General features: G+C 40.2%; 8 protein-coding genes. 4 read left to right on the top strand and 4 right to left on the bottom strand.

Going from position 1 to position 21,236, the window contains the following annotated elements:
* Positions 1-16 precede the first annotated feature (16 nt).
* Positions 17-11,137 carry a beta strand repeat-containing protein gene (locus MW688_RS04365; protein ID WP_486734696.1) on the bottom strand — a complete coding sequence of 3,707 codons (11,121 nt, stop codon included), beginning with the start codon at positions 11,135-11,137 and terminating at the stop codon, positions 17-19.
* A 698-nt stretch (positions 11,138-11,835) separates the two neighbouring features.
* On the opposite strand from MW688_RS04365, the gene MW688_RS04360 reads away from it, so the two are divergent.
* The gene (locus MW688_RS04360) at positions 11,836-12,318 is read left to right on the top strand and encodes a PIN domain-containing protein (protein ID WP_486734695.1); all 483 of its coding nucleotides are present in this window, start codon (positions 11,836-11,838) and stop codon (positions 12,316-12,318) included.
* The gene (locus tag MW688_RS04355; protein ID WP_486734694.1) at positions 12,299-12,493 is read left to right on the top strand and encodes a hypothetical protein; all 195 of its coding nucleotides are present in this window, start codon (positions 12,299-12,301) and stop codon (positions 12,491-12,493) included. Before MW688_RS04360 ends, MW688_RS04355 begins: the two co-directional genes overlap by 20 nt.
* Positions 12,494-12,546: 53 nt before the next feature.
* Here MW688_RS04355 and MW688_RS04350 read toward each other — a convergent pair whose 3' ends face one another.
* Positions 12,547-12,990 (bottom strand): hypothetical protein, encoded by a 444-nt coding sequence (locus MW688_RS04350; RefSeq protein WP_486734693.1) that lies wholly within the window; start codon positions 12,988-12,990, stop codon positions 12,547-12,549.
* A gap of 491 nt (positions 12,991-13,481) precedes the next feature.
* On the opposite strand from MW688_RS04350, the gene MW688_RS04345 reads away from it, so the two are divergent.
* The gene (locus tag MW688_RS04345) at positions 13,482-16,448 is read left to right on the top strand and encodes an esterase-like activity of phytase family protein (protein ID WP_486734692.1); all 2,967 of its coding nucleotides are present in this window, start codon (positions 13,482-13,484) and stop codon (positions 16,446-16,448) included.
* A gap of 105 nt (positions 16,449-16,553) precedes the next feature.
* Here the strand turns inward: MW688_RS04345 and MW688_RS04340 are convergent, their stop codons facing one another.
* Positions 16,554-18,290 (bottom strand): ABC transporter ATP-binding protein, encoded by a 1,737-nt coding sequence (locus tag MW688_RS04340; protein WP_486734691.1) that lies wholly within the window; start codon positions 18,288-18,290, stop codon positions 16,554-16,556.
* A 100-nt stretch (positions 18,291-18,390) separates the two neighbouring features.
* Between MW688_RS04340 and MW688_RS04335 the strand changes: the two genes are divergently transcribed.
* On the top strand, positions 18,391-19,818 hold the full coding sequence (locus MW688_RS04335) for a dihydrolipoyl dehydrogenase family protein (protein WP_486734690.1): 1,428 nt from the start codon (positions 18,391-18,393) through the stop codon (positions 19,816-19,818).
* 1 nt (position 19,819) lies between these two features.
* On the opposite strand, the gene corA is transcribed toward MW688_RS04335, so the two are convergent.
* The gene (gene corA, locus MW688_RS04330; RefSeq protein ID WP_486734689.1) at positions 19,820-20,968 is read right to left on the bottom strand and encodes a magnesium/cobalt transporter CorA; all 1,149 of its coding nucleotides are present in this window, start codon (positions 20,966-20,968) and stop codon (positions 19,820-19,822) included.
* Positions 20,969-21,236: the final 268 nt, after the last annotated feature.

The raw sequence follows: 21,236 nt of genomic DNA, 5'->3' as shown, positions 1-21,236 counted from the left end.
CAACGTTAACATTTAACTAGACAATATTGAAGTTGTTAGCATTATCTAAGGATGCTATTGTTGTGTTTTCCACTGTAATATAGTTTACAGGTCGTTGTCTGTTGACGCCATCGGGGTCAAAGAGAACTAATGAACTGTTTCCGCGAGAACCAAAACTAAGGAAGCCTTGAGTTTTCGCATCTTCGTAATCTGATACAGAAATTCCTGAACTGGTAAATAGTTGACTGAGGTCAATAATGTCTTGATTGGGGATAAAACCAAGGACAGTATCACCTGCATCACGAAGGGAAAGATAAATAAGACTATCAACTCCTCCACTATTGGTTTCTAAATCGATAGTATCTCGACCTTCAAAACCTGTAATCAGATCATCGTTTGATGTACCAACTAAAGTATCTCTAGCTGGTGTTCCATTAATTTCTGTTGGTGACTGGAAGTCATCATTTACAATGGTACCAATTCCTTGATTACCAGCGATGGTTACATCTCTACCATTGGCTTGTAAGTTACTGAGGTTAACGAAGAAGTCTTCATCTGGTTCAACTACAGTATCTCCCACCACATCTACCGTGATGGTTTGAACTTCTCCGGCATTGCCAGTAAAGTTTAGGGTACCATTAGCGCTTTGATAGTCATTATCACTAATTAAAGCCGTATCATCTGCTGTCTCAAAGTCGAGGCTTAATTCAGTATCTACTGCATTATCAAGGGTAACTTCAAAGGTAAAGGGAGTTAGTCCATTATCCCCTTCGTTTTGGCTAACATTGTTAATGGAAATACTGGCACTATCATCGTTTTCTATAGTACCAACTCCTTGACCATCAACAATATCTGCTCCCACAGCATTAGAAAGATTGACAAAAAGGGTTTCATCTAGTTCTACTTTGGTATCACCGTTAATAGTGACCTCAATAGTTTGGGTTTCTCCGGCATTACCTGCAAAAATGAGTGTTCCATTGGTGGATTCATAGTCGTTATCTGCTGTTGTGGCTGTGTCATCAGTGGTGGCAAAGTCAACAGTTGCACCTCCACTTACCCCATTGTTGAGGGTAACGTTAAAGGTTAGGGTTTGTGTACCGCTATCACCTTCAGTGATACTTACATCGTTAATAGAAAAACTAGCGGCATCATCGGCATCATCATTGAGAATAGTACCAATTCCTTGATTACCAGCGATGGTTACATCTCTACCATTGGCTTGTAAGTTACTGAGGTTAACGAAGAAGTCTTCATCTGGTTCAACTACAGTATCTCCCACCACATCTACCGTGATGGTTTGAACTTCTCCAGCATTTCCAGTAAAGTTTAGGGTACCATTAGCGCTTTGATAGTCATTATCACTAATTAAAGCCGTATCATCTGCTGTATCAAAGTCGAGGCTTAATTCAGTATCTACTGCATTATCTAAACTAACTTCAAAGGTAAAGGGAGTTAGTCCACTATCCCCTTCGTTTTGGCTAACATTGTTAATGGAAATACTGGCACTATCATCGTTTTCTATAGTACCAACTCCTTGACCATCAACAATATCTGCTCCCACAGCATTAGAAAGATTGACAAAAAGGGTTTCATCTAGTTCTACTTTGGTATCACCGTTAATAGTGACCTCAATAGTTTGGGTTTCTCCGGCATTACCTGCAAAAATGAGTGTTCCATTGGTGGATTCATAGTCGTTATCTGCTGTTGTGGCTGTGTCATCAGTGGTGGCAAAGTCAACAGTTGCACCTCCACTTACCCCATTGTTGAGGGTAACGTTAAAGGTTAGGGTTTGTGTACCGCTATCACCTTCAGTGATACTTACATCGTTAATAGAAAAACTAGCGGCATCATCGGCATCATCATTGAGAATAGTACCAATTCCTTGATTACCAGCGATGGTTACATCTCTACCATTGGCTTGTAAGTTACTGAGGTTAACGAAGAAGTCTTCATCTGGTTCAACTACAGTATCTCCCACCACATCTACCGTGATGGTTTGAACTTCTCCGGCATTTCCAGTAAAGTTTAGGGTACCACTAGCGCTTTGATAGTCATTATCGCTAATTAAAGCCGTATCATCTGCTGTCTCAAAGTCTACGCTTAATCCAGTATCTACTGCATTATCTAAACTAACTTCAAAGGTAAAGGGAGTTAGTCCACTATCCCCTTCGTTTTGGCTAACATTGTTAATGGAAATACTGGCACTATCATCGTTTTCTATAGTACCAACTCCTTGACCATCAACAATATCTGCTCCCACAGCATTAGAAAGATTGACAAAAAGGGTTTCATCTAGTTCTACTTTGGTATCACCGTTAATAGTGACCTCAATAGTTTGGGTTTCTCCGGCATTACCTGCAAAAGTTAGGGTTCCACTGGTGGATTCATAGTCGTTATCTGCCGTTGTGGCTGTGTCATCAGCGGTGGTAAAGTCAACAGTTGCACCTCCACTTACCCCATTGTCAAGGGTAACGTTAAAGGTTAGGGTTTGTGTACCGCTATCACCTTCAGTTATACTCACATCATCAATAGAAAAACTAGCGGCATCATCAGTATCATCATTGAGAATAGTACCAATTCCTTGATTACCAGCGATGGTTACATTTCTACCATTGGCTTGTAAGTTACTGAGGTTAAGGAAGAAGTCTTCATCTGGTTCAACTACAGTGTCTCCCACCACATCTACCGTGATGGTTTGAACTTCTCCAGCATTTCCAGTAAAGTTTAGGGTACCACTAGCGCTTTGATAGTCATTATCGCTAATTAAAGCCGTATCATCTGCTGTCTCAAAGTCTACGCTTAATCCAGTATCTACTGCATTATCTAAACTAACTTCAAAGGTAAAGGGAGTTAGTCCACTATCCCCTTCGTTTTGGCTAACATTGTTAATGGAAATACTGGCACTATCATCGTTTTCTATAGTACCAACTCCTTGACCATCAACAATATCTGCTCCCACCGCATTAGAAAGATTGACAAAAAGAGTCTCATCTAATTCTACTTTGGTATCACCGTTAATAGTGACCTCAATAGTTTGGGTTTCTCCGGCATTACCTGCAAAAGTTAGGGTTCCACTGGTGGATTCATAGTCGTTATCTGCCGTTGTGGCTGTGTCATCAGCGGTGGTAAAGTCAACAGTTGCACCTCCACTTACCCCATTGTCAAGGGTAACGTTAAAGGTTAGGGTTTGTGTACCGCTATCACCTTCAGTTATACTCACATCATCAATAGAAAAACTAGCGGCATCATCAGTATCATCATTGAGAATAGTACCAATTCCTTGATTACCAGCGATGGTTACATTTCTACCATTGGCTTGTAAGTTACTGAGGTTAAGGAAGAAGTCTTCATCTGGTTCAACTACAGTATCTCCCACCACATCTACCGTGATGGTTTGAACTTCTCCGGCATTGCCAGTAAAGTTTAGGGTACCATTAGCGCTTTGATAGTCATTATCACTAATTAAAGCCGTATCATCTGCTGTCTCAAAGTCGAGGCTTAATTCAGTATCTACTGCATTATCTAAACTAACTTCAAAGGTAAAGGGAGTTAGTCCACTATCCCCTTCGTTTTGGCTAACATTGTTAATGGAAATACTGGCACTATCATCGTTTTCTATAGTACCAACTCCTTGACCATCAACAATATCTGCTCCCACAGCATTAGAAAGATTGACAAAAAGGGTTTCATCTAATTCTACTTTGGTATCACCGTTAATAGTGACCTCAATAGTTTGGGTTTCTCCGGCATTACCTGCAAAAATGAGTGTTCCATTGGTGGATTCATAGTCGTTATCTGCTGTTGTGGCTGTGTCATCAGTGGTGGCAAAGTCAACAGTTGCACCTCCACTTACCCCATTGTTGAGGGTAACGTTAAAGGTTAGGGTTTGTGTACCGCTATCACCTTCAGTGATACTTACATCGTTAATAGAAAAACTAGCGGCATCATCGGCATCATCATTGAGAATAGTACCAATTCCTTGATTACCAGCGATGGTTACATCTCTACCATTGGCTTGTAAGTTACTGAGGTTAACGAAGAAGTCTTCATCTGGTTCAACTACAGTATCTCCCACCACATCTACCGTGATGGTTTGAACTTCTCCAGCATTTCCAGTAAAGTTTAGGGTACCATTAGCGCTTTGATAGTCATTATCGCTAATTAAAGCCGTATCATCTGCTGTCTCAAAGTCGAGGCTTAATTCAGTATCTACTGCATTATCTAAACTAACTTCAAAGGTAAAGGGAGTTAGTCCACTATCCCCTTCGTTTTGGCTAACATTGTTAATGGAAATACTGGCACTATCATCGTTTTCTATAGTACCAACTCCTTGACCATCAACAATATCTGCTCCCACCGCATTAGAAAGATTGACAAAAAGAGTCTCATCTAATTCTACTTTGGTATCACCGTTAATAGTGACCTCAATAGTTTGGGTTTCTCCGGCATTGCCTGCAAAAATGAGTGTTCCACTGGTGGATTCATAGTCGTTATCTGCTGTTGTACCTATGCCGTCGGCGGTAGCATAGTCAACAGTTGCACCTCCACTTACCCCATTGTTGAGGGTAACGCTAAAGGTTAAGGTTTGTGTACCGCTATCACCTTCAGTGACACTCACACTGTCAATGGAAAAACCAGCGCCATCATCATTTTCAATGGTCCCAATTCCTTGATTACCAGCGATGGTTACATCTCTACCATTGGCTTGTAAGTTACTGAGGTTAACAAAGAAGTCTTCATCTGGTTCAACTACGGTGTCTCCCACCACATCTACCGTGATGGTTTGAACTTCTCCAGCATTGCCAGTAAAGTTTAGGGTACCATTAGCGCTTTGATAGTCATTATCACTAATTAAAGCCGTATCATCTGCTGTCTCAAAGTCGAGGCTTAATTCAGTATCTACTGCATTATCTAAACTAACTTCAAAGGTAAAGGGAGTTAGTCCACTATCCCCTTCGTTTTGGCTAACATTGTTAATGGAAATACTGGCACTATCATCGTTTTCTATAGTACCAACTCCTTGACCATCAACAATATCTGCTCCCACCGCATTAGAAAGATTGACAAAAAGAGTCTCATCTAATTCTACTTTGGTATCACCGTTAATAGTGACCTCAATAGTTTGGGTTTCTCCGGCATTACCTGCAAAAGTTAGGGTTCCACTGGTGGATTCATAGTCGTTATCTGCCGTTGTGGCTGTGTCATCAGCGGTGGTAAAGTCAACAGTTGCACCTTCACTTACGGCATTGTCAAGGGTAACGCTAAAGGTTAAGGTTTGTGTACCGCTATCACCTTCAGTGATACTTACATCGTTAATAGAAAAACTTGCTTCCTCATCGGCATCATCATTGAGAATGGTACCAATACCTTGGTCACCAGCGATGGTGACATCTCTACCATTGGCTTGTAAGTTACTGAGGTTAACAAAGAAGTCTTCATCTGGTTCAACTACAGTATCTCCCACCACATCTACCGTGATGGTTTGAACTTCTCCGGCATTGCCAGTAAAGTTCACTGTACCACTAGCGCTTTGATAGTCATCGTCACTAATTAAAGCCGTATCATCTGCTGTATCAAAGTTTAGGCTTAATCCAGTATCTACTGCATTATCTAAACTAACTTCAAAGGTAAAGGGAGTTAATCCAATATCCCCTTCGTTTTGGCTAACATTATTAATGGAAATACTAGCACTATCATCATTAATAATAGTACCAACTCCTTGACCATCAACAATATCTGCTCCCACCGCATTAGAAAGATTGACAAAAAGAGTCTCATCTAATTCTACTTTGGTATCACCGTTAATAGTGACCTCAATAGTTTGGGTTTCTCCGGCATTGCCTGCAAAAATGAGTGTTCCACTGGTGGATTCATAGTCGTTATCTGCTGTTGTACCTATGCCGTCGGCGGTAGCATAGTCAACAGTTGCACCTCCACTTACCCCATTGTTGAGGGTAACGCTAAAGGTTAAGGTTTGTGTACCGCTATCACCTTCAGTGACACTCACACTGTCAATGGAAAAACCAGCGCCATCATCATTTTCAATGGTCCCAATTCCTTGATTACCAGCGATGGTTACATCTCTACCATTGGCTTGTAAGTTACTGAGGTTAACAAAGAAGTCTTCATCTGGTTCAACTACGGTGTCTCCCACCACATCTACCGTGATGGTTTGAACTTCTCCAGCATTTCCAGTAAAGTTTAGGGTACCACTAGCGCTTTGATAGTCATTATCACTAATTAAAGCCGTATCATCTGCTGTCTCAAAGTCTACGCTTAATCCACTATCTACTTGATTATCTAAACTAACTTCAAAGGTAAAGGGAGTTAATCCAATATCCCCTTCGTTTTCACTAACATTGTTAATGCTAATACTGGCACTATCATCATTAATAATAGTACCAACACCTTGACCATCGCTAATAATTACATTACGACTATTGGATTGTAAATTATTGAGATTGACAGAAAAGGTTTCATCTAGTTCTACTTTGGTATCACCGTTAATAGTGACCTCAATAGTTTGGGTTTCTCCGGCATTGCCTGCAAAAGTTAGTGTTCCACTGGTGGCTTCATAGTCGTTATCTGCCGTTGTAGCTATGCCATTGGCTGTAGAAAAATCTACAGTGAAACTTTCATCTACTGCTTCGTCAAGGTTAACAGTAAAGGTGAGAACTTGCGTACCACTATTACCTTCAGTGATACTAACATCGTCAATCGTGATATTGGCAGTATCATCATTTTGAATTGTTCCTACACCTTCTGCGTCCGTAATATTTGCACCAGAAGCATTAGAAAGATTGACAAAGAAGGTTTCATCAAGTTCAACTGTGGTGTCTCCATTGACATTAACGGTTATTGTTTCCGTTTCTCCCGTATTTCCCGCAAAGGTTAACGTACCACTAGTTGATTCATAATCATTATCTGCTGTTGTGGCGGTTCCATCAGCCGTAGTAAAATCAACGGTAACACCCCCTGTAACAGTGTTGCTAAGAGTTACGCTAAAAACAAACTGCTGAATTCCACTATCCCCTTCTACTCGGGTTACATCATTGATAGTGAGATTGGCGCCATCGTCATTGAGAATGGTCCCTATGCCTTGACTATCAGCGATGGTTACATCTCGTCCATTGGTTTGTAAGTTACTCAGGTTAACTAAGAAGTTTTCATCGGGTTCTACTTTGGTATCTCCCACCACATCTACCGTGATGGTTTGAACTTCTCCCGCATTCCCGGTAAAGTTCACTGTACCACTAGCGCTTTGATAGTCATTATCGCTAATTAAAGCACTATTATCGGATGTTTGGAAGTCTACACTTAACCCGTTATCTACTTCATTGTTGAGAGTAACTTCAAAGTCAAAGGGAGTTAGTCCAGTATTTCCTTCGTTTTCACTGACATTGTTAATGCTGATACTAGCATTATCATCATTTTCAATGGTACCAGTTCCTGGTACTAGAACGGGTAAAAATCCACTTCCCTGTAAATTACTCAGAATTAAGTCAAAAGTTTCATCAAGTTCAACTTTATTATCCCCGTTAACAGTCACCGTAACCGTCTGAGTTTCCCCATCTGTGCCACTAAAGCTAAGTGTTCCATTTTCAGCTTGATAATCATTATCAGCCACTGTGGCTGTTCCATCTGCCGTCCCGTAATCTACCGTGAAGGCAGATGTATCACCATTAAGAGAAATAGTAAAGGTAAAATCGGTTGCGCCGCTATCCCCTTCTGTCATGGTAACATCGGTAACAGAGAGAGAACCATTGTCAACGACAACCAGGGATAAGTTATTTTCGTCAAACACAGGAGAAAAAGCCAATCCATTACCTATATCTAAACCAGTAAAGGAGAGATTGGCTTGCGCAGCAGCGATATCTGTGGAACTGTCAAAGGTGATAATCTCAAAGGTTTGACCTAGGGTTGGAGTAAATCCATTTAATAAGCTGACATTAACTGTACCGTCAAAGATAGCTGTGCCATCAATATCAAGAATATCGAAATTGGTGAGACTGCCAATTTCTATGTCAATATTCGATAAATCTGTCTCGCTATAGTCTCCGGTAATATTTAAGGTCTCGAAATCCCCCACGGATAAACCAGGTGTAATTGTTCCTGCATCGTTTTCCAAGTCTCCGTCAATGGTACCGAAACCAGAAACTGTTCCTGCATCAATATCAAGGGGTGTTGAAAAACCTAGACTAATACCTCCGCCATTGAGACGAGTATCGCCCGCGGTTTGAGTGTAGCTTCCCGTAAAGTTCAAGATACCATTGTTAGCTTGAACCGTACCTGTATTGTTAAATACTATGTCAATCTCGAAGCGGTCATCTCCTGCTGATTTAACCAGAGTTCCCGCGTTATTAAACTCTCCTCCACCTGAAGAAGCACGAATGGCGCCGCTATCAACAATCTCAAAGGTTGAACCAATGTTGTTGTTGATAATCGAGCCTCCTGAGACTGTGAGGCCACTGTTACTATTCCACAGGGCACCATTATTGATTTCTAAGGTTCTTGACTCCTCCCCAAAATTGCCTAAATTCCTTGGTCCAGTTCCCCCAAAGGTTAATAATCCATTGACAGTGGTGGTGCCTGTGCCACTCTGACGTCCCCTATTCCAGTCAAAATTGCCTGTAACAGTTAAATCATCGCTCCCGGTTAAGGTGCCAAAGTCGCTTTCTTGAGTGAGACTGTCGGCGGTTACCGTACCGCCTGTACTCAAATTCAGGGTTCCAAAGGTAATGGTCAGGTCTCCAAGACCATTGGCGCCAATTGTTCCTGTAAAGTTGGCAGTTCCTCTAGTAACTGATAGGCTACCTCCGCTGGGTCGATTGTAAGCCCCAGAGAGGTTTACGGTTCCTCCACCAAAGATAACATTTCTCACTGCTACATTTGTAGAGCTAGAGAGGTTATGAGTGCCACTGCCCCTACCAAACTCTAAGGTTCCTGTTCCGGTAAAGTCCCCAGTATGGTCTCCATCACCGCTTAAGTCTAAAGTACCATTATCAACTTGAACTATCCCTGTATTGTTAAAATCAATGGAAATAGTAAAGCTATTATCTCCCCCTGATTTAAGCAGAGTTCCAGCATTATTAAACTCGCCTCCACTGGTACCTGCACTGACATTAATGCTGCCCCCATCAACAATCTCAAAGGTTGACCCGCTATTATTGTTGATAATTGAGCTTCCTAAGACTCTTAAGGTACCACTGGTACTATTCCACAGGGCACCATTGTTGATTTCCAGGGTTCTTGACTCCCCAACACCTCCTAAACTCTTGTTTTCAGTTCCCCCAAAGGTTAATAATCCATTTACTTCTGTGGTGCCTGTACCACGCTGATTTCCCCCATTCCAGTCAAAATTGCCTGTAACTGTTAAATCATCGCTCCCGGTTAAGGTGCCAAAGTCGCTTTCTTGAGTGAGACTGTCGGCGGTTACCGTACCGCCTGTACTCAAATTCAGGGTTCCAAAGGTAATGGTCAGGTCTCCAAGACCATTGGCGCCAATTGTTCCTGTAAAGTTGGCAGTTCCTCTAGTAACTGATAGGCTACCTCCGCTGGGTCGATTGTAAGCCCCAGAGAGGTTTACGGTTCCTCCACCAAAGATAACATTTCTCACTGCTACATTTGTAGAGCTAGAGAGGTTATGAGTGCCACTGCCCCTACCAAACTCTAAGGTTCCTGTTCCGGTAAAGTCCCCAGTATGGTCTCCATCACCGCTTAAGTCTAAAGTACCATTATCAACTTGAACTATCCCTGTATTGTTAAAATCAATGGAAATAGTAAAACTATCATCTCCCCCTGATTTAAGGAGAGTTCCAGCGTTATTAAACTCTTCTTGACCTGTACTCTCAAATGTACTGTCAAAAATGCCGGGAAAACTTATAGTATCAACAATCTCAAAGGTTGACCCGCTATTATTGTTGATAATCGAGCCTCCACTGACATCGAGGTCACTGGTAGTGTTCCAGATGGCACCATTGTTGATTTCCAGGGTTCTTGACTCCCCAGAAGCGCCTAAACTCTTGTCTTCAGTTCCCCCAAAGGTTAATAATCCATTCACTTCTGTGGTGCCTGTACCCCTGTGGGTTCCCCCATTCCAGTCAAAATTATCACTAACTGTTAAATCATCGCTCCCGGTTAAGGTGCCAAAGTCGTCTTCTTGAGTGAGACTGTCGAGGGTTACCAGACTGCCTGTACTCAAATCCAGGGTTCCATTGATAATATTGGTATTGCTTACATTGTAAGTTGCTCCCGTATTAATATTAACAATGCCAGCACTAATGTTAATATTACTGGTAGTAACATTGCTCCCACTGTTGAGGTTATGGGTGCCACCTCTAAACCCATCGCCAAACTGTAAGGTTCCCGTTCCAGTGAAGTCCCCAGTATGGTCTCCATCGCCGCTTAATTCTAAAATACCATTGTTAACTTGAACTGTGCCTGTATTGTTAACTACCAATCTAAGCTGGAAGCGGTCATCTCCTGCTGATTTAAGCAAGGCTCCAGCGTTATTAAACTCTTCTTGACCTGTACTATCAAAAATGCCAGTAGAACCCATAGTATCAACAATCTCAAAGGTTGACCCCCTATTATTGTTGATAATTGAACCTCCTATGACATTGAGGTTACGAGTAGAATTCCACAGGGCATCATTATTAATTTCCAGGGTTCTTGACTCCCCAGAAGCGCCTAAAGACCTTGAGTCAGTTCCTCCAAAAGTTAATAATCCATTCACTTCTGTGGTGCCTGTACCCCCATGGGTTCCCGCATTCCAGTCAAAATTACCACTAACTGTTAAATTACCACTTCCAGTTAGGGTTCCTAAAGATTGAGAGAAGGAAGAAGTTCGGATTTGAGTGAGACTGTCAACGGTACTATTACCATTGAGTTCTAGTACTCCCTCAGTAATTGTCAGATTATCACTAACATTGAAGGTATTAGTAGTCCTTAAAGTTCCCCGAGTAACTTGTAATGGACTTTGGGAATCAAGAGTAAGAATTGTCAAATCGTTAATTGGACTTCCACCATTGAAGATAGTCAAGGTGAAATCACCAATTTCAATTTCATCGTTGTCAACAGGTAGAATATCTCCTACCCAGTTTTCTGAAGAACGCCAAAAATCGTCGGCTGCACCGCCATCCCAAATTCTTGTTGCCATGATTAATATTACTTAATTACATGTTAAATTGACAAAAAATCACCATTAATAGTCTTGAATTAACTATTTTTGGTATTGTATTTCAAAAGACCTTTAATATCTTATTACAAAAAAAACCATTTTTTGCAAGTAATTAATAATAAGTAATAAGTCTTGAAGTCTTGAAGTAATGAGTAACTAAGTGCGATCGCCTGCGAGATCTCTGTTGGTGAGAAATGCAGGTACCTCATATCAAAGCACCAGTACTTCTGTACTAAATTAACTTCAGAAAAAGTTCATTTCTCTTTAGTCTAAGATCTTGCACTCGATCAACCAATTTTTAAGCGTTGAGCATTAATTCTTTAACTCATTACTCATTACTCATTACTCATTACTCAACCCCCACCAGTAACATTTGGTAAAGATGCTTTGGTGTGAGTTTAAGAATGCTAGACTATTGGGTGAGACTACATCGGCGTTATCCTGACAAAGAAATATATCAAGTAGTAATTTATTTAAGAAAAACTGGTTCAAATTTTGGTCTTGACTGTTTTTAAGTAATTGTACTTAGTTTATTAGGGATATATAAAAATTATAAAATACTTCAATTCTTGAAGTGCGGAATGTAGGTTATAATTTTGAGGAACTTTTAATTATTCCCAGGGATGGTAATATAGATTACCTAGTACTGGGGTTGACTTCTATTCTCAAGTGGAAAGATGAACAAAAACTATGTAATTTATGCTGATATTTGTTGTTTATGTAGACCACTGGATGATTTACAACAGTCTAGAGTTAAAATAGAAGCGGAAGCAATGCAAATGATTTTAGAAAAATGTGAAAATCAACAATGGACACTAGTAAACAGTGATGCTATACAATTTGAGATAAGCAAAATTTCAGACATATATAAAAGAGAGCAACTAGAAGTTATTCTTGATATCGCCACTAATTATTTAAATACAAATGAAGTAATAGAATCATTGTCGTTAAACTTAGTTAACTTAGGATTTAAACTTTATGATGCTTTACATCTAGCTTTTGCTCAAGTATATAATATTGATATTTTTTTAACGAGCGATGATAGACTCTTAAAAAAAGCTAAAAAACATAATGATTTGATTACCATTAAAGTTGAAAATCCCGTTGTTTGGTTAATGAATATTTTACAGGAGAGAACAGATGAAAAATACGGAAATTAGACAGCAGGGTTACAAAGCATTAATTGATTCTTTAGGGGTTGTAGGAATGCTACGTTTTCTACAACAATTTGAAGCAGGGTACGGAGACTACACTAAGCAAAAATATGAGCTGACTGAACCAACTTTAGACGATTTTAAACAATTTGTTAGAGAAAAAAAGAATAGAAGCATTTAATTAACTTCAAATCTATAAAGCGGAATGTAGATTTATTATTAGCAAAAAATCCCCTATCCCTGCTCCGGTGCCCCCTGCTCCCACCTTCTCCTCACCATTTTCTTTGTCAAGAACGAATCAGCCCTGGTGTATTTAGCCCAACCACTATTTTGTATTGCTTCGTGTATTTTTTGTAAAGCTGTGTTTTGTTTTTCAGCCAAGACTTGAGGGAGTTGGTATTCTTTCTCACCTATTTCTTTATAGAATAAACGCACTCGCTGTTTAAGTTCTAAAGGCGCTGATTCTAAAATTGCTGGTAATCCCGGCTCAATGTTTTCTAGAGTAGGAGTAACACCGCCAATTTCTACCGGGAGAATTTTGGCAGTAGCAGTAGAAGCTTGTAGAGTTTCCACTTTTACTACAGCTAGACGTTGCTGGTAATCATCGTAATTACTGCCAAGAGGATAAATAGCAAATCTAGTTCCTTTGCTTAAAGCTTGGGCTAACCCTCCATCCAAGGTCACTTGTTGATGATGCGACCCGATCAATGTCTCGAACGGCCCCTTGTAGGTTTTGATAGTAGGGATTGGGGAGATAAAAATCGATACCAATCAGTAAAGCAAAAATGTTAGCCATGGTTTTTTAATTTTCCGAACTCATTAATCATTACTAATTACTCATTACTCATTACTCATTACTCAACCACCACCAGTAACATTAGGTAGAGATGCAAGATCTGAGGTCTGATGCAATACTGCTTTTGTTAAGAGAAAATTATTGATTAGAGTAAGGTTGAAAGGAGATTAATTACAAAGCCAAAAACCCCTCTCCCTGCTCCCTGCTCCGGTGCTCCCTGCTTTCTCAAAATAAATATGTTTGATTCAAAACCTACGCAGTATTGAGGTCTGATGTGATAGCAAACCTTAACCTAATCATAACCAGAATTTAACCTTGGTGTGACAAAATAATTAATTGGAAAAAAATACCCTCCTCTTTAGAAAAATTCATTATGAATGACCTCAATAATTCTGATAACGCTAAAAGTATTACCTCTCTTGAGTTCCTTGGTAGTGTTAGCCTAGCTTCTGGGACTACATTTGAGGGAACTGTTTTAGGGGGTTTGTCAAGCATCCAGTATATCCCAGAGGAAGAAATTTATTACGCTATCTCCGACGATCAAGTTAACTACCGTTACTACACCTTCGACATTGACCTGTCTGACGGTACCCTTGACGATGGTGACGTAACTCCTCTGTCAGTGGAGTTTCTTGTAGATAGTGAAAATCAACCTTTAGCCGATGGTAGCATTGATCCTGAAGAACTAACACAGATTGGCGATGGTCTCTACCTAGTAACCAACGAAGGATTTGCCAACGGTGAGAAATTCGTGAACCCTTCAGTACTAGTTTTTGATGCAGAAAGCGATATACAGATTGGAGAGATTGCTTTCGATGGCAAGTTCGATGCCGATCCCCAAGGGGAAACTGGAATCGCCAATAATGCGGCAGCAGAAGCGGGTACAATTACTCCAGATGGAACAACCTTCTACTCAGGCTTCGAGAACGCCCTTCTTCAGGATGGTCCCTTATCTTCTCCCACATCTGGAAGCCCTAGCCGAATTGTAGAGTGGGATCTAGAAACTGGTGAGGCTGTAGCTGAGTTTGTATACCAGAACTATCCCAACCCGGCACAACCAGACCCCGAAGATGCGTTCCAAGTTAACGGCATTACAGCCTTACTTGCACTGGACAACGAAGGTACCATGCTTGCCTTAGAGCGAAACTTTGCTGTAGGAGACAATCAAACAGGTACTGGTCATGGTGGTTTTCTCTATGAAGTGAGCACTGCCGGGGCAACCAACGTGATAGAGGAAGATAGCCTCGATGATTTATCTTATAGCTCAGTAGACAAGCGATTTTTGCTGGATTTATCAACCTTGACGGATGCTGATGGTAACCCGGTTGTCATTGATAATGTGGAAGGATTAACCTTCGGTCCAGAGTTAGAGGATGGTCGTCAAAGTTTATTCATAGTCTCTGACGACAACTTCTCGGAAACCCAATCAAACCAGTTTATGGCCTTCGCTGTAGAACTAGAAGATACAACTAAGGCTGTACCAGATCTTACTTTTGCTGCCTATAACTCCATGTTATCTTCCCCTGCTGATCCCGAAGATGGCGGACCAGGAGATTTAGATGCACCTGGTAACAATCCAGATGGTACAGAACGGGATAACCTTTTAAATCGCCTCGATAGTGGTGACTACGAAGTGGCAGAAAATCTTGCCTATGTTATTCAAACAGAACGTCCTGATATTCTGCTGTTAAACGAAATTGACTTTGATGAAGTTGAGGCTGATGGAGATATCCTCAGTTCAGCCCAGTCATTTAATGACGAGTATCTCGCTGTAGGGCAAAGCGGACAGTCGGGAATCGATTATCCTTATGTTTATGTTTTCAGCTCAAACACTGGAGTCCCCTCAGGTTTCGACTTAAATAATGATGGCATAGTTGGTGAAATTGACCCTGAGACAGGATTAATTGGGGGTACAGCACCTTCTGAAGAAGAGTTTGTGCCGCAGCCTAATGATGCTTTTGGCTTTGGGCGCTACCCTGGTCAGTATTCTATGGCTATTTACTCCATGTATCCTGTTTTGGAGGAAGATATTCGCACATTCCAGGAGTTTCTCTGGAAAGATATGCCAGACAACAAGCTTTCAGAAATTACACCAGGTGTAAGACCACTTTACGATCCTGAGCGTCCCTTTGACCCAATGGATCCCGAAAACCCCAATACCAGCTATTTTTCTGAGGAAGAGTATAACGTACTGCGTCTATCCTCGAAGAACCACATTGATATCCCAGTAGAAGTCAAAGGCGAGATTATTCATATTCTCGGTTCCCACCCCACACCAGCCACATACTCAAGCTCACCTGGTCAAAATGAAGGTCGTAACTTTGATGAGGTGCGCTTCTGGTCTGACTATATTAACGGCGAGAGCTACATGTATGATGATGAGGGAGTTACTGGTGGCTTAGAGGAGGGGGCCTCCTTTATTATTGCTGGTGACCTCAATGCTGATCCCTTTGATGGAGCTGCCCTTCCCGGAGCGGCCAGCCAGCTACTTGATGATCCTCTAATTATCGGATCTGCTACTGATGAAAGCATCACACCAGCCAGCAAAGGTGGGGTTGAAGATGATGACGCTACCCCAGAAAACCCACAAATTGGCAACCCAGCTTTCGATACAGTGGACTACTCCTTGTCAGAACCAGGTCGCGGCAATGTCCGTGTGGACTACGCTCTACCATCAACTTCTGGTTTTGAGCTAGTTGAACAGGAGGTTATCTGGCCACTTAACAATGATCCATTTACAGAGTTCGTTGACTATCCTACTTCTGACCACAAAATGGTCAAAATAGGGCTGAATTTGACGGAAACTTCGAGTTCTCTTCCCACTTTGGTCTTTGGAACTGCTGACGATGATTATTTCGATAGTGCAGTTCCTGATGATAGCCAATTTGCCGGGGATAATCAAATTCTCTTTACTGGTTCTGGAAATGACGTTGTAGATATTACCTTTGCACCAGGTGGCACGGATGCTCGTATCGACCTTGGTAGTGGAGATGACTTGCTCTTTGCTGGTACTGATCATCGCATCGTTGCTGCTTCAGGGGATGATATACTATTCCTTGGTTCTGGTGGTGGTAATAATGTGATTACTGGCGGAGAGGGTGCTGACCAATTCTGGCTAGTAACTGACACTATTGATTTACCTTTAGGGGCAAATACCATTACTGATTTTACCATCGATTCAGATAAACTTGGTTTTGCTAATACTGATTTAGAATTTGGCGATTTAGCTTTAACTCAAGTTGAAGGTAATACTGTAGTTTCTGCTTTTGAACAAGATTTAGCTGTATTACTTGATACTCAAGCTGACAATTTGACTGCTAGTGATTTTGTCTTTGTCTAAATTTTGAGAGTTTAACAAAAATTGGGAGAAGTATTTACTACTTCTCCTAACTTAGAAACTAATATTAGAGCGACAAATTCCTCTATCAAAAACCCACAACCAATTCTAGGAAAATTGTTGAGCGTGGAAACTAGCATAGCGACCATTTTTTTCTAATAATTCCTGATGGGTGCCTGCTTCAATAATTCTTCCTTTTTCTAAGACAAAAATACGATTGGCTTTACGCACAGTAGCAAGACGATGGGCAATGACAAAAACAGTACGCTTTTGGGTAACTCTTTCTAAAGCCTGTTGTACTAAACTTTCAGATTCGGAGTCTAAAGCAGAGGTAGCCTCATCTAATATTAGTATCTTGGGTTGGCGAAATACAGCTCGGGCGATCGCGATTCTTTGACATTGCCCCCCAGATAAGTTAACACCTCTTTCCCCTACTATAGTTTGATAACCAGAATCTAGTTGAGTAATAAATTCATCGGCGTTAGCAATTTTAGCTGCGGTTTTAACTGCTTCTAAATTAAATTCAGATTGTCCAAAGGCTATATTTTCACTAATAGTACCTGAAAAGAGAATCATTTCTTGGGGCACCACAGCAGTATGTTGGCGTAAACTCTTGAGAGTAACTTGAGTAATATCTACTCCATCTATAAGAATTTTACCCCTATCTGGACGATAAAAGCCTAATAAAAGATTAATTAAAGTAGTTTTTCCTGCACCAGAAGAGCCTACTAAAGCGATCATTTCTCCTGGTTGAACAATAAAGCTAAGATTATTGATAACTGGTTTGTGATGATTATAGGAAAAATAAACTTGATCATATTCTACCTTACCACTAACATCCTGGAGAGTTTGAGCTATGGAGGTGTCTAAAACTTGAGGGGTAATTGCCGTTAATTCAAAGATGCGATCTACTGAGGCTTCCGCCTGTTTAAAATCATTATAATTGCCTGTGGTAATATTAATAGGGTCAATAAGTAAAGCTACTGCTGCCACATAGCTAACAAAATCACTCCCAGTAAAATCTGTAGCTGAGACTTGCCAACCTCCGAGACAAAATAAAAAAATCACACTCATTGCCTCTAGAAAACCCACCACCACAAATTGAAAAGCCTTGAGTTTTTCCGTTAAGTGTTTAATGCGGCGATTTTGTTCGGCTTCGTGTTCAAAACGAGCTATTTCGTAGTCTTGAGCGTTAAAAGCTTGAATTAGGCGCATTCCTGAGAAAACTTCAATTAACAAAGCTGAGAGATTGGAGATACGCGCTTGACTAGTGCGGGAAAATTTTAGTAATCTTTCTCCAAATACAGCAATTAGTACAGCCATCAATGGTGCCACAATAATCACAGCAATAGTTAATTGCCAGTTAAGATAAAACATATAGCCAAAGACAACTAATAGTTGCAAAATCGAAGGAATGAAGCGAGAAAATATTTTATTAATTACTTCCCCAATGCGGTCTATATCTTCCGTAAGTCTATAAGCTAAATCTCCAGTTTTATTAACGGCGAAGTAATCAAGACTGAGACGATGGAGGTGAGAGTAAACATCTATACGCAAATTTCTGGCAATTTTCAGAGCTGCTTTAGCCATCAAAGAATCTTGACCATATTGTACAATGCCTCGTAGGAGAAAAACTACCATAGCTACCCCTGCTAATTTGGCCAAGGCACCTAAATCACCTAGTCCGATATATTTAGCCATAGCTCCCGCAAACCAAGCTAAAATAGGCCAAAATAAAGTAAATAGTAGAGTACAAGTCATAGCTTGGACCAGTGTAGGTAGTTGCGGACGCAAATAAGGAATCAGTAATCGATAGTTAGATGGTTTTTTAGCTTTATTTAACATTAGTGAAATTTAAACTGCCTCTCAGCGCAAATTCAGATTCTTGAGTTTTAATTGTACCTATATAGAGTAAAAAATCATAACTAAGGGGGAATAGATAATTATGAGTGTAGAATATGACCTGGTAGTTATTGGGGGAGGTTCTGGGGGGTTAGTAGTAGCTGGAGCTTCAGCAATACTAAATGCTAAAGTTGCTTTAGTAGAAAAACATCGCCTTGGGGGAGATTGCTTGTGGTATGGTTGTGTACCAAGTAAATCATTACTCCACGCCTCTAGAGTTGCTTATCAAGTAAAAAATAGCGATCGCTTTGGTATTTATAATGAACTAAAAGAGATTAAATTTACTGAAGCAATGGGTCATGTTCACAAAGTAATTAAAAACATTGAACCCCATGATTCTCCCGAAAGATTTGAAGGTATGGGAGTTGAGGTTATTTTTGGTTCTGGTAAATTTACCAATAAAAATACTTTTGTGGTTAACGGAAGAGAACTAAAAGCGAGGGCTTTTGTAATTTCTACAGGATCTAGACCTAGTATCCCCCCTATAGATGGCTTAGAAGAGGCGGGATATCTTACTAATGAACAGGTCTTTTCTCTACAACAGCGTCCAGATTCTCTAGGAATTATTGGCGGTGGTCCAATCGGCTGTGAGTTAGGACAAGCTTTTTCTCGCCTGGGTAGTCAAGTTACCATCATTAACTCCCGCCCTCAAATTCTTCCCAAAGAAGACCCAGAGGCTGCGGCAGTGGTGGAAAAACAATTCCAGACCGAAGGAATTACTATTCATCATAATACTCGTGCTGAAAAAGTAGAACTAATTGATGGCAAAAAAGTAATTACAGCAGCAGATCATCAAATTAGCGTAGATGAGATTTTGGTTTCTACAGGCAGAAGTCCTAATGTAGAATCTCTCAATCTAGAAGCGGCTGAAGTAGATTACGACAGACAGGGAGTAAAAGTTAATCAAAAGTTGCAAACCAGTAATTCTAGAATTTATGCCTGTGGAGATGTAATTGGTGGCTATCAATTTACTCATGTTGCTTCTCATGAAGCCAGTGTGGTGATCAAAAATGCCTTAATTCTGCCCATAAGTAAAGTAGACTATCGAGTGATTCCCTGGGCAACTTTTACAGATCCAGAATTAGCTAGAGTGGGATTAACAGAAGAACAAGCGATAAAGCGCTATGGTAAAGATGTATACGTTCTCAAACAAGACTTTAGTGATGTAGATCGCGCCCAAGCAGAAGCCGCTACTATAGGATTTGGTAAGATTATTACTCGTGGTAACGGCGAAATTTTAGGTGCCCATTTAGTAGGCAGTAGCGCTGGGGAATTAATACACGAAATTGTCTTAGCTATGTCTCAAGGTCTCAAGGTTTCCGCTTTGTCTGGTATTCATATTTATCCTACTCTATCGGAGGTGAATAGTAAGGCGGCTTTGAGTCTCACTAAGGAAAAATACGCTCAAAATCATCGCCTACAAGGCTTACTTAAGAAATTCTTCAGTTGGCGTCGTAGTTGGGGAATTTAGTTTATTTGACTTTCAAGTTAGAGACATTCTTAAACCAACCTCGTCGCCAAAAGAAATAAACGAGAAAACAGGCGATCGCCAACATCACTAATAGACAGACAAAATAACTCCACCGCCAGGTTAATTCTGGCATATACTCAAAGTTCATGCCGTAAACTCCCGCAATAAAAGTCAAGGGAATAAAAATGGTCGAAATTACCGTTAGTATCTTCATAATTTCGTTCATCTTGTTGCTCACTACTGACATATATACATCTAGTAAACTGGCAACTAACTCTCTATAAATCTCAATAATATCGATAATTTCTATAATGTGATCGTAACAATCCCGGAGATATACTTGTACTTCTTTACTAAAAAGAGGGTTTTCGTCTCTGAGTAGACTATATAGCGCATTGCGCTGAGGCCAAATTGCACGTCGCAATGCCAATAATTGTCTTTTGGTTTTATACATAGACTTAAGTGTCTCTCCGCCAGGATTTTTGAGAACTTCTGCTTCTATTTCTTCTATTTGATCTTCACAGGCTTCTAAAACGGGGAAATAACCATCAATAATTGCATCCCACAGAGCATAAGTTAAATATCCTACATCTTGGTCACGAATACTACCTTTACCATAGCGAATGCGATTACGTACATGTTCAAAACAATCTTTGTTAGACTCTTCTTGTACTGTAAGTAAATAGTTTTTTCCTAGGACAAAACTAACTTGTTCAATCCAAAATCCTTTTCCTTTGCGCTTAGGTAACACCATTTGAGTAATAATCAAGATTTGATTATTATAATCTTCTACCTTGGGACGTTGGGGTACATTAACTAAATCTTCTAATAATAGGGGGTGTAAATTAAAAATTTTGGCTATTTCTCGCCATTGTGTCTCATTCCCTAATCCTGCAATATCGAACCAAGAGACTGATTCTTTTTCTAAATATGGTATACAAGCTTCTGGCATTAGATTATTAACTCTAATTGCTTTTTGAGGTGTATAATCTATAAGAGTAATTTCGGGAGGTTGAGCATCAGCTTCAATACTTAAAGTTCCTGGTAAAGAACCTGGATCATCATAGAAGTAGTCAAATAAGTCCTCTTGTTCTTGAGATTCACTTAAGTTATTTTCAGATTTAGTCTCTATCCATTCTGTGTTTGTCACCTACTTAGCTTCTCCTGTACTAATTAGCTGATTTATTTATTACTTTTGAACCTAATCATAACTCAGATCTTGCATCTTTACCTAATGTTACTGGTGGATGAATAATGAGTAATGAGTTTTGAAGTAATGAGTTTTGAAGTAAGGAAGTAATGAGTAAGGAAGTAAGGAAGTAATGAGTAAGGAAGTAAGGAAGTAATGAGTAAGGAAGTAATTAGTAATGAGTAAGGAAGTAATTAGTAATGAGTAAGGAAGTAATTAGTAATGAGTA

The organism is Johannesbaptistia floridana, from assembly GCF_057440575.1.
This window is presented reverse-complemented; position numbering and strand designations above follow the sequence as displayed.

Coding starts and splice junctions, on each gene's coding strand:
- MW688_RS04345 (WP_486734692.1), top strand. CDS start 13,482: ATGAATGACCTCAATAATTCTGATAACGCTAAAAGTATTACCTCTCTT.
- MW688_RS04355 (WP_486734694.1), top strand. CDS start 12,299: ATGAAAAATACGGAAATTAGACAGCAGGGTTACAAAGCATTAATTGAT.
- MW688_RS04360 (WP_486734695.1), top strand. CDS start 11,836: ATGAACAAAAACTATGTAATTTATGCTGATATTTGTTGTTTATGTAGA.
- MW688_RS04335 (WP_486734690.1), top strand. CDS start 18,391: ATGAGTGTAGAATATGACCTGGTAGTTATTGGGGGAGGTTCTGGGGGG.
- MW688_RS04365 (WP_486734696.1), bottom strand. CDS start 11,137: ATGGCAACAAGAATTTGGGATGGCGGTGCAGCCGACGATTTTTGGCGT.
- MW688_RS04340 (WP_486734691.1), bottom strand. CDS start 18,290: ATGTTAAATAAAGCTAAAAAACCATCTAACTATCGATTACTGATTCCT.